Origin of the sequence: Nocardioides carbamazepini, from assembly GCF_024614185.1 — a bacterium.
GTDB lineage: Bacteria > Actinomycetota > Actinomycetes > Propionibacteriales > Nocardioidaceae > Nocardioides > Nocardioides carbamazepini.
In genome coordinates this window covers 242966-255689 of record NZ_JAHTLF010000018.1, presented here as the reverse complement: position 1 = coordinate 255689, position 12724 = coordinate 242966, and the positions used below count along the sequence as shown (strand labels likewise).

General features: G+C 70.3%; 14 protein-coding genes. 5 read left to right on the top strand and 9 right to left on the bottom strand.

Going from position 1 to position 12724, the window contains the following annotated elements; all coding sequences use genetic code 11:
- Positions 1-29: 29 nt before the first annotated feature.
- Entirely contained in the window at positions 30-218 is a 189-nt protein-coding gene (locus tag KVF89_RS19955; RefSeq protein ID WP_257428004.1) for a DUF1918 domain-containing protein, read from the bottom strand.
- Positions 219-293: 75 nt separating this feature from the next.
- On the opposite strand from KVF89_RS19955, the gene KVF89_RS19950 reads away from it, so the two are divergent.
- Entirely contained in the window at positions 294-794 is a 501-nt protein-coding gene (locus KVF89_RS19950) for a DnaJ family domain-containing protein (protein WP_257428001.1), read from the top strand.
- Here KVF89_RS19950 and KVF89_RS19945 read toward each other — a convergent pair.
- Positions 786-1040: a DUF2442 domain-containing protein gene (locus KVF89_RS19945; protein WP_257428000.1), complete on the bottom strand. Its 255-nt coding sequence runs from the start codon at positions 1038-1040 to the stop codon at positions 786-788. The genes KVF89_RS19950 and KVF89_RS19945 overlap by 9 nt on opposite strands.
- 11 nt (positions 1041-1051) lie before the next feature.
- Positions 1052-1282 carry a DUF4160 domain-containing protein gene (locus KVF89_RS30605; protein ID WP_273475522.1) on the bottom strand — a complete coding sequence of 77 codons (231 nt, stop codon included), beginning with the start codon at positions 1280-1282 and terminating at the stop codon, positions 1052-1054.
- Between the two features lie 230 nt (positions 1283-1512).
- Between KVF89_RS30605 and KVF89_RS19940 the strand changes: the two genes are divergently transcribed.
- Both KVF89_RS19940 and KVF89_RS19935 read left to right on the top strand, forming a co-directional pair.
- Entirely contained in the window at positions 1513-2616 is a 1104-nt protein-coding gene (locus KVF89_RS19940) for an HpcH/HpaI aldolase/citrate lyase family protein (RefSeq protein WP_257427994.1), read from the top strand.
- A gap of 3 nt (positions 2617-2619) precedes the next feature.
- Entirely contained in the window at positions 2620-3504 is an 885-nt protein-coding gene (locus KVF89_RS19935; protein ID WP_257427992.1) for an HpcH/HpaI aldolase/citrate lyase family protein, read from the top strand.
- Positions 3505-3719: 215 nt separating this feature from the next.
- On the opposite strand, the gene KVF89_RS19930 is transcribed toward KVF89_RS19935, so the two are convergent.
- On the bottom strand, positions 3720-4904 hold the full coding sequence (locus KVF89_RS19930) for a PucR family transcriptional regulator (protein ID WP_257427991.1): 1185 nt from the start codon (positions 4902-4904) through the stop codon (positions 3720-3722).
- A gap of 94 nt (positions 4905-4998) precedes the next feature.
- Here KVF89_RS19930 and KVF89_RS19925 point away from each other — a divergent pair, with 94 nt between their 5' ends.
- Together KVF89_RS19925 and KVF89_RS19920 are read left to right on the top strand one after the other, a co-directional pair.
- Positions 4999-6144: a ferredoxin reductase gene (locus tag KVF89_RS19925; protein ID WP_257427990.1), complete on the top strand. Its 1146-nt coding sequence runs from the start codon at positions 4999-5001 to the stop codon at positions 6142-6144.
- 76 nt (positions 6145-6220) lie between these two features.
- Entirely contained in the window at positions 6221-7462 is a 1242-nt protein-coding gene (locus KVF89_RS19920; RefSeq protein WP_257427989.1) for a fatty acid desaturase family protein, read from the top strand.
- Between the two features lie 14 nt (positions 7463-7476).
- Here KVF89_RS19920 and KVF89_RS19915 read toward each other — a convergent pair whose 3' ends face one another.
- From KVF89_RS19915 to KVF89_RS19895, 5 genes are all read right to left on the bottom strand, one after another.
- Positions 7477-7956 carry a hypothetical protein gene (locus KVF89_RS19915; RefSeq protein WP_257427987.1) on the bottom strand — a complete coding sequence of 160 codons (480 nt, stop codon included), beginning with the start codon at positions 7954-7956 and terminating at the stop codon, positions 7477-7479.
- Entirely contained in the window at positions 7953-9257 is a 1305-nt protein-coding gene (locus tag KVF89_RS19910; RefSeq protein WP_257427986.1) for an amidohydrolase family protein, read from the bottom strand. The genes KVF89_RS19915 and KVF89_RS19910 overlap by 4 nt, the downstream gene beginning before the upstream one ends.
- Before the next feature lie 37 nt (positions 9258-9294).
- On the bottom strand, positions 9295-10314 hold the full coding sequence (locus KVF89_RS19905) for an alcohol dehydrogenase catalytic domain-containing protein (protein ID WP_257427985.1): 1020 nt from the start codon (positions 10312-10314) through the stop codon (positions 9295-9297).
- 32 nt (positions 10315-10346) lie between these two features.
- Complete coding sequence (locus KVF89_RS19900; RefSeq protein ID WP_257427982.1) at positions 10347-11822, bottom strand: aldehyde dehydrogenase family protein; 1476 nt, start codon at positions 11820-11822, stop codon at positions 10347-10349.
- A gap of 200 nt (positions 11823-12022) precedes the next feature.
- Positions 12023-12703: a GntR family transcriptional regulator gene (locus tag KVF89_RS19895; protein WP_257427980.1), complete on the bottom strand. Its 681-nt coding sequence runs from the start codon at positions 12701-12703 to the stop codon at positions 12023-12025.
- Between the last annotated feature and the right edge of the window lie 21 nt (positions 12704-12724).

Genomic DNA, 12724 nt, shown 5'->3' with positions numbered 1-12724 from the left:
CGGTTCAACCACCGGATCCGTCGTGGGCTTCAGGGCTGGGCGGGCACGACGTGCGCGTCGGGCCCCGGGAAGGCCAGCGACTCGTGGCCGTCCTCCCAGCGGACCAGGTACGGCGGGGCGCCGTCCTCCCCGCGCACCTCGAGCACCTCCGCCTCGCGGCGGTGCATCGAGACCGTCCGTCCCTCGACGACCAGGCGGTCGCCCACGCGCGCGTGCATGCCTCCACCATGCGCCCGACCGGGTCGAGGCACAAGGGGGTCGCCGGGCTCGGCCGCGCTGCCTATCGTGGGGTGATGGACGAACAGCCGGACCCGCGTGCGGAGAAGGCCGCCGCCCGCGCCCGGATCGAACAGCAGCAGAGCTGGGTCGACCTCCAGGTGCGCCAGGCGATGGAGCGCGGCGACTTCGACGACCTGCCCGGCGCGGGCAAGCCGATCCCCGACCTGGGCAGCACGCACGACCCGGACTGGTGGGTGAAGCGGCTGGTCGAGCGGGAGCGGATCACCGTCCTCCCGCCCGCCCTCCAGCTCCGCAAGGACGACGCCGAGCTCGACTCGGTTCTCGACGCGCTGGGATCCGAGCGCGAGGCCCGAGCGTTCGTCGAGGACTTCAACGCCCGCGTCATCCGGGCCCGCTACACCCCGGTCGACGGACCGCCGCTGGTCACGATGCCGCGCGACGTCGAGGAGACGATCGCCGCCTGGCGCGGGCGGCAGACGGCGCGTCGTACGACGGCCGCAGGGTCCGCTCCGGAGCCGCGCCGCCGCTGGTGGCGGCGCCGTCGATCACGCTGAGACGCCGACGTCGGGCAGCGCAGCGAGCGTCTCCGGAGCCAGATCGAGCTCGCCGGGCCAGCACACCGTCCGCAGGACCGGGTCCACATGGAGGGCCCGGAATGCACGGTCGTCGTCACGAAGGATGGCGAAGGCAGGCCCGCTGAGCAGTGGCGCGACGTCCACGACCTTCGTCGTGAGATCGGAGAACCGGACATGGATCAGCCGATCACGGCCGGCGGTCGCGCCGACGATGTGCTTCTCCATCGCGCACCTCCTCATGGAAGGGGCTCAATCCTACCGGGAGGCTCGCCGCGGGCCGCTCGATCCCAGGCCGCTCGCAGGTCACCCTGATGGATCCGCGCCCACTCGGCAACCAGGCTGCCGGCTCTCCGCGGCAGCCCGCCCGCGAGTATCTCGAGCGTCTCGATGGCCACGCTCGCCTCATGCCCCGCGTAGATCGCATGGAATTGCGGCGGAGCGTGATCCGCGTAGTACAGCGCGATCACGATTCCATAGAAGCTGCTGATCCGAGGCACGTCGTCTCCCGGGACTCCGAGTGGGACCGTCACGGTGACAGGAGCGTCCGACACATGCCGCCGTCTCGCGAGAGATCCGTCATACCGGAGCGGGGCGACTCGCCGGTAGGTTGTCGATCCGTGAGTGAGCGAAGCGAGCGAACCATCGAGCACGGCGTCGGCGGCGGCTCCTGTCCGGCCGGAACGAAGCGAGGACGGGCATGAGCCACAAGAGCGCCAAGGACTTCTTCCGGCCGCTGGCCGTGGGTGCGCCGCAGCCGCTGCGCGAGATCCCCGCGCGGCCCAGTCGCGCGATCCACTTCTTCGATCCCAGCAACGCGAAGATGGCCGCGAAGATCCCTGCGATGGTCGGCACCGTCGACGTGCTGTTGGGCAACCTCGAGGACGCCATCAAGGCCGACAACAAGGTCGCCGCCCGCGAGGGCCTGGTGAAGATCGCCCAGGACACCGCCGATCTCGGGGGACGCAGCGGGCCGACCCAGCTGTGGACGCGCATCAACGCCCTCGACAGCCCCTGGGTGCTCGACGACCTCACCACCCTCGTCCCGGCGATCGGCGACAAGCTCGACGTGATCATGGTCCCGAAGGTGCAGGGCGCCGAGGACATCCACTACGTCGACCGGATCCTGGCCCAGCTCGAGGCCAAGGCCGGCATCACCCGCCCGATCCTCATCCACGCGATCCTCGAGACCGCCCGCGGCGTCGCCAACGTCGAGGAGATCTGCGGCGCGTCCCCGCGCATGCAGGGCCTCTCGCTCGGGCCGGCCGACCTCGCGGCCGACCGCAAGATGAAGACCACCCGCGTCGGCGGCGGCCACCCCGGCTACCTGGTGCGCGAGGACGCTCCGCGCGACGCGGACGGCGCCTACCAGTACGACGCCGACCGGTTCCGCTTCCAGCAGGACCTGTGGCACTACACGATGGCCAAGATGGTCGACGCCTGCGCGACGCACGGGATCTACCCGTACTGGGGGCCGTTCGGCGACATCAAGGACACGGTCGCCTGCGAGGACCAGTTCCGCAACGCGTTCCTGCTCGGCTGCGTCGGCGCCTGGTCGCTGCACCCGGTCCAGATCGAGATCGCCAACCGGGTCTTCTCCCCGAGCGTCGAGGACATCGCCCACGCCCGCCGCGTGGTCGCCGCCATGGGCGACGGCACCGGCGCGGTGATAATCGACGGCAAGATGGAGGACGACGCCTCCCTCAAGCAGTGCCTCGTCCTCGTCGAGCTGGCCGAGGAGCTGGCCGCGATCGATCCCGTGCTGAAGGCGACGTACTACGCCATCGAGACCCCGGAGGCCTGACCCATGAGCCGTCAAGAGTCCAACGCTTTCAAGCCGCTGCGCTCCGTCCTCTACATGCCCAGCTCCAACGAGCGGGCGCTGGAGAAGGCGAAGACGCTGCCCGCCGACGCGATCATCTTCGACCTCGAGGACGCGGTGGCCCCCGACGCCAAGCCGGAGGCTCGCAAGGCCGCCACGGCCGCCGTCCAGTCCGGCGAGTACGGCAACCGGCACCTGATCATCCGGGTCAATGGCATCGGCACCGCGTGGCACGCCGACGACATCCGCGCCGCGGCCCAGGCCGGCCCCGATGTCGTCCTGGTCCCGAAGGTGAACTCCGCCGAGGAGGTCCTCGAGCTCGTCGCCGCGCTGGACGCCGCCGGCGCGCCCGAGAAGACGACCCTGTGGGCGATGGTCGAGACCCCGATCGGCATGCTCAACGCGCTCTCGATCGCCACCGCCTCCGAGCGCCTGACCGGCTTCGTGATGGGCACCAACGACCTGGTCAAGGAGCTGTACGCCGAGCACGTCCCCGGTCGGCAGCCCGTGCTGACCGGCCTCAGCCTCGCGCTGCTCGCGGCCCGCGCCGCGGGCATCGTGATCATCGACGGCGTCTACAACGACGTGAAGGACACCGAGGGCTTCCTCGCCGAGGTCGAGCAGGGCCGCCAGATGGGCTTCGACGGCAAGACCCTCATCCACCCCGGCCAGGTCGACGGCGCCAACTCCGGCTTCGCGCCGAGCGAGCAGGCCGTCGAGGACGCCCGCGGCCTGATCCGGGCCTGGGAGGACGCGCGGACATCAAGCGGCTCCGGCGTCGTCACCTACAACGGCAAGATGGTCGAGAGCCTCCACGTCGAGTCCGCCGAGCGCACGCTCGCGATCCACGAGGCGATCCAGGCGCTCTGACCCGGCGCAGACTGATCTCGAGTTCCCGCCGACCCGGCGCAGACTGAAGTCAGAACAACGCCGACCCGGCGCAGATTGAACTTCTGTTGTTCAATCTGCGCCGGGTCGGCGCGTTTTGCTGTTCAGTCCGGGCCGGGTCGGGGCCAGATCCTGTTCAGCCTGCGACGGGTCGGGGCCAGATCCTGTTCAGCCTGCGACGGGTCGGCGGGGACTGATCAGCGCTCCTCGACCCCGAGGGCGATGGTCAGCGCGAGGACGGTGTCGGGCTCCTCGAGCCGGTCGCCGTACAGGTCCCGGATCTGCGTCATGCGGTAGCGGATCGTCTGCGGGTGCACGAAAAGTGCCGCCGCCACGTCGTCGCGCCGGCCCTGGTGGAGCAGCCAGGCGCGCAGCGTCTCGCGCAGCTTCGCCGCGGTGGCCGGCCGCAGCTCGTCGAGGGGGGCGAGGACGCGGGCCCGGAGGTCGTCGAGCGCGGCCGGGTCGGCGGTCAGGACCAGCCGGGGAAGGTGCGCCTCGGTGTCGCCGGCCAGGCCGAGGTCCCGGGCCCGCACCGCACGGTCGTACGACGACCGCACCTCCAGCCACGCCCGCGGGGGCCCGACCACGCAGTCCCGGCCCTGCACCGACCGCAGCAGCGTCGGGCGCCGGCGGTCGTGGGCGTCGGGCACGAGCAGGAGGGCGGCGCCGTCGAGCTCCGGCAGGTCGCTGGCCTGGATGGTGCCACGGCGCAGGGACTGCTGCAGCGCACCGGCCCGGGACTCGGGGACGATGACCGCGGTCAGCGTGGCGGGCGGGGCCCACTCCGCCCGTTCGGCGGCCGCCAGGACACTCGCCTCGGGCGCTCCGGTCAGGAGCTGGCGGGCCAGCCGCTCCATCATCCGCTGCCGGACCCGGCCCTCGGTCGCGGTCTCGTCCTGATGGCCGGCCACGCAGGCCGCCGACAGCTCGTCGATGTAGGCGAAGACCAGGGCGGCGAAGGAGGCCATGGTGGCGGGCTCCATACCCTCGTCGACCGCGCGGGCGGACAGGCGTTGCCAGCACACGCGCGCGCCGATCCGGAACGCCGAGAGCAGCGCGTCGGTGCTGCGGCCGCTGCGCGCCTCGCCCCGGCCGAGCTGGTAGGCGCCGTCGACCGCCGACGCCCGCGGGGCGAGCGCGTCAGGACCGCGCCGGTCGCTGGTCAGCGAGAGGAAGCCGCCGAGCGCGACCTGGACGGCGCCGCGGATGGTCTCGCCCATCGGCCCGCCGAAGGCGTCCTCGTAGGCCGGGACGTCCCGGATGATCTGGTCGACGACGTCGTCGGCGACGGCCGCGAGCTCGGCCCGGATGGCGGACACCGTGGCCGGCGGCAGCAGGACCCGCTGGTCGGTCCCGGCCTGACGCAACACACGACGCGACATCATGGCCCTTCTTTGTCTCTGCTGAACAAAACCGGGGAGTAGATTCACCGGCTGAGGTCATGAGTTTAACCCTCCAGGCTGGGACTCTAGAGATGTGAGTACGACGACCGCCGCCCCTGTCGCGGCCGCCCGGGCCGGACGCCTCCGCACCGGCCTCCGCTCGCTCCTCGACGCGGCCGTGACCCCGCTCAGCGTCGACGACCTGCTCGACCACTTCGCCCCCCTGCGGCCCGGCGCTGCCGTCGGTCTCCAGGGCCGGATCGTCTCCGTCGAGTCCGAGACCGAGGACGCCGCGACGATCGTGGTCAAGCCCGGCCGCGACTGGGACGGGCACATCCCCGGCCAGTACGTCCGCGTCGGTGTCGACGTCGACGGCGTCCGGCTGTGGCGCACCTACTCCCTCACCCACGGTCCGCGCCGTGACGGGCACATCTCGATCACCGTCAAGGCGATCCCCGGTGGAGCTGTCTCCCAGCACCTCGTACGCACCGCGCGCCCGGGCCAGATGCTCCAGCTCGCCCAGGCCGAGGGCGACTTCGTGCTGACGCCGCCGCGGCCCGGGCACCGCCAGAAGCTGCTGCTCGTCACCGCGGGCTCCGGCATCACCCCGGTGATCGGGATGCTGCGCAACCTCTACTCGCGCAACGAGTCCGAGGCGAAGGCGGCGTACGACATCGTGCTCGTGCACTCGGCGATGAAGCGCGACGAGGTCATCTTCGGCAACGAACTCCGCGCGCACGCCGACGCGGGCCGGCTGCGCCTCATCGAGCGGCACACCGACACCGACGGGCTGCTCACCACCGACGACCTCGAGAACGAGGTCCCCGACCTGGCCGAGCGCACGGCGTACGCCTGCGGTCCGGCGGGTCTCCTCGACACGCTCGAGGCCTACTACGGCGAGCGTCGCCTGACGCTCCACACCGAGCGGTTCCGGCCCACGGTCGTCGACGTCGACGCCGCGGGCGGCACGCTCACCTTCGCCGGCTCGTCTGCGGCGAGCGTCGACACCGACGGCTCCGTCCCGATCCTCGATGCCGCCGAGTCGGCCGGCGTCCTCATGCCCAGCGGCTGCCGGATGGGCATCTGCATGGGCTGCGTGCTCCCCATGAGGTCCGGCGCCGTGCGCGACCTGCGCAACGGCGAGCTCACCGTCGCCGTCCCGGGCGAGACCCACCCCGACGGCGTCAAGATCCAGACCTGCATCAGCGCCGCTGCCGGCGACTGCACCTTCGACCACTGACCCGTCGCATCCGTACACCTGAATCACGCCGACCCGTCGCGTTCGAACGCGACGGGTCACCGAGAAGGAGCCTCCCATGACGACGATCACCAACAAGGCCCAGAACCCCACCGCCCACCTGTCCCCCGAGGACATCGAGGCACTCGGCGCCGAGCTCGACGCCATCCGCCAGGAGATCATCGACGCGCGCGGCGAGAAGGACGCGGCGTACATCCGCAAGGTCGTCGACGTGCAGCGCAAGCTCGAGCTCGCCTCGCGTGCGACCCTGCTCGTCAGTGTCTTCCCGCCCGCGTGGGTGGCCGGCACCGTCGGTCTCTCGGTCGCCAAGATCCTCGAGAACATGGAGATCGGCCACAACGTCATGCACGGCCAGTGGGACTGGATGCGTGACCCGAAGATCCACTCGACCACGTGGGAGTGGGACAACGCCTCGACCGCCGACGGCTGGAAGCACTCGCACAACGAGGTCCACCACACCTACACGAACATCGTCGGCAAGGACAACGACCTCGGCTACGGCATCATGCGGGTCGACGAGGAGCAGCGCTGGTATCCGATGTACCTCGCCCAGCCGCTGTGGAACTTCCTCAACGCCTGCTTCTTCGAGTACGGCATCGCGGCCTACGACCTCGAGCTCGGCAAGAACCTCTCCAAGCCCAAGGACAAGCGGCCCGAGTCGTTCAAGAAGGCCGCCAAGGCCACCCTGCGCAAGATCCGCAAGCAGGCGACCAAGGACTACGTCGTCAACCCGGTGCTCGCCGCGCCCACCGGCTCGTTCCTGCCCGCGCTCGCCGCGAACTTCACCGCCAACCTGGTCCGCAACCTGTGGTCGCACTCGGTCATCATGTGCGGCCACTTCCCCGAGGGCGTCGAGACCTTCGAGCTGAACTCGATCCCGGAGAAGGAGACCCGCGGCGAGTGGTACCTGCGCCAGATGCTCGGCTCCGCCAACATCTCCGGCTCGAAGCTGATGCACATCATGACCGGCAACCTGTCGCACCAGATCGAGCATCACCTCTTCCCCGACCTGCCGAGCAGCCGGTACGCCGAGGCGGCGCCGAAGGTACGCGCCGTCTTCGACAAGTACGGCCTCAACTACCACTCCGCGCCGCTGCCGCAGCAGGTCGGGAGCGCGTGGCACCGCGTCGTCCGGCTGTCGTTCCCGAACGGCTGGCTCGCGACGACCAGCGCGAAGAACCTGCCGAGCCAGCTCAAGCTGCTCTACGCGATGACGACGGCCGACAAGCGCAAGCGTCGTGTGATGCAGCGGCTCCTGGAGAGCGCTGCCTCGAAGAAGGAGCAGACCCTGGCCGCCTGAGCCTGAGCCTCGGCTCAGGCGGGCGGTGCGGAGGCGTCGCGACCGACCGTCCAGACGAACCCTGCCGTCGGGCCGTACACCTGCGCGAACAGCACGGGGTCACGCAACGCCAGCCACTCCCGAAGACCGACGTACCCGGCGACGGCGTGGAGGTTCGGAAAGCGCTCCTCCACCGCCGGCATCCCTCGGTGGCTCGTCGACCGATCGTGGCTCCTGCCCGGGCCGGCGAGCCGATCCCCGAGCAGCACCGGGACGGCGTCACGAACGTGGTCGAGATAGTCAGGCTCCCCGAACGCCAACGAGCTGAGGAGCCGTGGGTGGCCGCAGATCCACGCGGTCGTGCCCGTGATCCGTCCCAGCTCCTCCCAGTCCGCCAGCTCGAGAACCTCGCCGAGACACCGGCCCACGACCGTCGCGAGGACGCCGGGGTCCAGGTCGTCCCGCCACGGCTGCGTGGGCGACCGTCCCCGGCGGCCGCCGGCGACGACGGTCATGGCCGGATGCGGTCGAGGACGCGCAGGAAGGACTCGTTCGCCTTGGCCAGGATCTCGTCCTGGTCGAGGTTCAGCAGCCGACGCTCGCGCATCACGACCTGGCCGTCGATGATGCTGGAGTTGACGCAGCTCCCGTTGGCGCTGAAGACCAGGTGGGAGTAGATGTGGTCCGGGTCGCCGTGGATCAGCGGGGTGAACATCTCGTTGCGCAGGTCGAGGGTGATCACGTCGGCCTTGCGTCCCACGGCCAGCTGGCCGGTGTCGTGCTTGAGCGCGGCCGCGCCGTTGCGGGTCGCCATCCGCACCACGTCGGGGGCCTGCTGGAGGCTGGGGTCGACGCGGGCGGCGCGGTGGATGAGCGAGGCGAACTTCATCACCTCGAACGGATCCCGGCTGTTGTTGCACTCGGCGGCGTCGTGGCCCAGACCGACGTTGATGCCGGCGTTGAGCATCTCGGGCAGCCGCGCGATCCCGTTGCCCAGCTTGGCGTTCGAGCTGGGGTTGTGGGAGATGTGCGTGCCGGTCTCACGCATCAGCGCGATCTCTACGTCGGACAGCCAGACGCAGTGCGCGGCGATGCAGTCCGGTCCGAGCAGCCCGGCCTCGTAGGCCACCTCCGTCGGCCGCTTGCCGAACCGCTTGACGCTGTCCTGGACCTCGGTGAGCGACTCGTTGAGATGGATGTGGATGCCGGTGTCCAGCTCGTTGGCCAGTGCCCGTGCGTCCCGCAGCAGACCCGGGTCGGCGAGCGGGAGCCACTCGATCCCGACGTAGACCTGGATCCTCCCGTCCCCCCAGCCGTCGACCTCCCGGTGGGCGGCGAGGTTGTCCTCGAGGGTGTCCAGGTCGTGCTCGGCGAGGGCGACGTCATTGGAGAGCACGGCCCGGATGCCGATGTCGCGCGCGGCGCGGGCGAGATCGGGCAGCCGCCGGTACATGTCGTTCACCGTGGTCACGCCGCACCGGATCGACTCGAGGTAGCTCGCGGCCGCGGCCCAGTAGGCCGCCTCGGCGTCGAGGTTGCGGATCAGCGGGTACCAGCAGGTGTCGAGGTACTCCCACAACGGCAGGTGATCGCTGTATCCCTTGCCGATGGCGGTGTGGTAGTGCAGGTCGACCAGGCCCGGCATCACCAGCTGCCCGGACGTGTCGATCACGACGTCACCGGACTGGGCCGGAGCGTCGCCGGCGCCCACGTGGACGATGCGGTCCTGCTCGATGACGACGTGGCCCTCGGGGTGCACGGACGCGTCGTCGTCCATGGTGAGGACGGTGCCGCCGTTGAGGACGATTCTGCTCATCGGAGCCTCCTAGGGGTGTGGGGGTGGGGGATGTCTCTCACCAGACGAGGACGTTGCGGCCGTTGACCTCGCGCCGACGCAGGCGCTCCAGTCCGGTCCCGATCTCGTCGATGGCGTACCTGGTGTCGATCTGGGCCGAGAGCTGTCCCCGGGCGGCCAGGGCGATTGCCGTCTCCAGATCCTGCTTGGCCGCGGCCACGGACCCCATCACCCGGACCTCCGAGAGGATGAGCTCGACCGGGTTGATCACCAGGTCCTCGCCGGTGTAGCCGATGATGACGGCGCTCCCGTGCCGGCCGAGTCCCCGGATCCCCGCCAGCATGCTGGCGCTCGTGCCGACCAGCTCGAAGAAGTGGTCCGCGCCGAGCCCGTCCGTGGCCTCCTTGATGCGGTCGGCGACCGGCTCGTAGCCCGCGTCGTCGAGGACGATGACCTCGCTCGCCCCGGCCTCCCGAGCGAGCTCCGCCTTGGCCTCGGAGTCGGCGATCGCGATGACCCGGGCACCCGCGGCACGGGCGACCTGGATCACCATGAGGCCCACGCCGCCGACGCCGTCGACGACGACCGAGTCGTCGAGGGCGACCTCCGAGAGGCGCAGCGCGTGCACGGCGGTCATCCCGCTGCAGCTGAGCAGGGCCGCGTCCTCGAAGGTCACGTTGTCCGGCAGCTTGATCAGGTTGGCCGCCGGTACCGGGATCACGTCGCGGAAGGTGCCGTCCTGGGTGAAGCCGATCTGGCCGCCGGGGTCCGCGCACACCTCCTCGCGCCCGGTGCGGCACCACAGGCACTGTCCGCAGCCGATGAAGTTGTAGATGGCGACGCGATCACCGACAGCGACCCCCGTGGTGCCCGGGGGAACGTAGCGGACCACACCCGCGCCCTCGTGACCGAGGATGAAGGGGTAGCCGGGCGGCTCGAGCATGCGGTCGAGGATGTGGAGCTCGGTGCCGCAGATGCCGGCGGCACGCGCCTCGACGAGGACGAGATCACTCTCGTCCGGCTCCGCCACCTGCTCGACGTCGAATGACCCGTCGGCGCTCATCACTACGGCTTTCATGGCTGTCCTTTCGCAAGCAAGAGTGTTGGGGGTCAGTCGAGATTGACCCAGACCGTCTTGGTCTGGAGGTAGTGGTCGAGGGCCTCCTGGCCGAGCTCCTTGCCGAAGCCGCTCATCTTGAAGCCCCCGAAGGGGACGGCCGGGTCGAAGTAGCCGTAGGTGTTGGCATAGACGGTCCCCGCGTGGATCGCGGCCGCGATCCGGTGCACCCGGGCCACATCGCGCGTCCAGACGCCCGAGCAGAGTCCGTACGACGTGTCGTTGGCCGCTGCGACCGCCTCCTCCTCGGTGGAGAACCTGCCGACCATCGCGACCGGGCCGAAGATCTCCTCCCGCATGATCCGCATGTCGGGGCGCACGTCGGTGAAGACGGTCGGGCGGACGAAGCTGCCGACCTCGGGGACCGCGGAGGCGGCGTCCGAGACGATGCTGGCGCCCTCCGCGAGGCCGGAACTGATGTACCCGTTGACCCGCGCCTGCTGCTCCTCGCTCACGAGCGGCCCCATCGTGGTGCTCGGGTCGAGGCCGGAGCCGAGGCGGACCTCGCCGACCCGCTCGACGAGGCGCTTGGTGAACTCGTCGTAGACGTCGTCGTGGACGTACACCCGCGCACCGGCGATGCAGCACTGGCCCTGGTTGAAGAAGACCGCGCCGAAGGTGCCCTCGACGGCGGCGTCGAGATCGGCGTCGGCGAACACCAGGCTCGGCGACTTGCCGCCGAGCTCCAGCGACACCTTCTTCATGTTGCCCTTCGCGGCCTCCATGATCCTCTGGCCGGTCGAGGTCTCGCCGGTGAAGGTGACCTTGTCGACGTCGCCGTGCGCGGCCAGGGGGGCGCCGGCCGAGGGGCCGAGGCCGGTGACGATGTTGACCACGCCCGGCGGGAACCCGACCTCGTCGAGCACCTCGGCCAGTCGCAGCGCCGAGAGCGGCGTCTGCTCGGCGGGCTTGAGCACGACGGTGTTGCCCGCGGCCAGGGAGGGGCCTAGCTTGTAGCCGCACATCAGCAGCGGGAAGTTCCACGGGATGATGGCGCCGACGACGCCCACCGGCTCCCGGCGGGTGTAGACGTGGAAGTTCGCTCCTCCCATGGGCGCGATGGTGCGTCCCTCGATCCTGCTCACCGCGCCCGCGTAGTACTTGAACAGCCCCGCGGTGAGCGGTACGTCAACGGCCAGCGACTCCGAGGTGGGCTTGCCGTTGTCGATGGCCTCCAGCTGGGCGAACTCCTCGGCGAGCTCCTCCAGGCGCGCACCGAGCCGCCACAGCAGCTCGCCGCGCCGGGCGGCCGGCAGCGCCGCCCACCCCGGCAGTGCCGCGCGGGCGGCCGCGACGGCCGCGTCGACGTCCTCGGCGTTGGCCGAGGCGACCGTCGTCAGCAGGCCCCCCGTCGCGGGGTTGTGCACGTCGATGCGTTCGCCTCCTCGCGACGCGACGAACTCTCCCCCGATGAAGAGCTGGTGCTCCCGGGCCGAGAAGGCCTCTACTGACTCGAGCAGTGCAACCATGGCGCATCCTCACATGTAATATCTGAGATCTGACATCCACCTTAGGTGGGCCATGAGATCTGCGTCAACGAATTGCGGCGAGCAGTCCCGCCCTTCCTCCGCCCGGCCCCGGGTACGCCGACGCGCCCGCCCGCCGCTCGGATCCGACAGATCCGCGTGGCGGGCGAGCGACAGGCGTCGGCACCTTCGCGAGGCCCGGCTCAGGCCTCCTCGACGCGGAAGCTCCGCAACTGGTCGGTCATGACCGACCGCACGTGGGCACGCATCCGCTTCTCCGCCGCGGCGGCGTCGCGCTTGAGGATGGCGGCGCAGATCTTCTCGTGCTCACTCAAGGAATGCTCGATCCGGCCCGGGATGCCCACGGTGAGTCGTCCGATCCGCCGCTGGTGCCCGTCGAGGTCGTGGATGATGTCGTTGATCCACTTGTTGTCGGACCCGGAGTAGATCAGGCGGTCGAAGTTCTCGAAGAGCTCGATGACCCTCTCGAGCCGGTCCTCCTCCACCGCCCGGCGGGTCTCCTCGACATTGCGCTGGAGGTCGGCGTGCAGCTGGTCGTCGTCGGCCTCGGCGGCCCGCGCGGCACAGCGCCCCTCGAGCAGCTCGCGCACCTCGTACATCTCACGGAGGTCACGCTTGCTGTAGCCGGCCACCACCGCGCCACGGTAGGGGATCAGATCGACGAAGCGGTCCTTCTGCAGGCGGACGAAGGCCTCCCGCACGGGGGTCTTGCTGACCCCCAGGGACGTCGAGATGTCGACCTCGCGCAAGGCCGCGCCGATGGCGTAGTCGCCACCGATGATCGCGTTGCGGAGGTGCTCGTACACCCGGTCCTTGAGCTGGAGGTGGCGCAGCTCCCCACCCACCCGTTCAGTCGTGCTCATCGTCGGCACCTCCTCGAGATC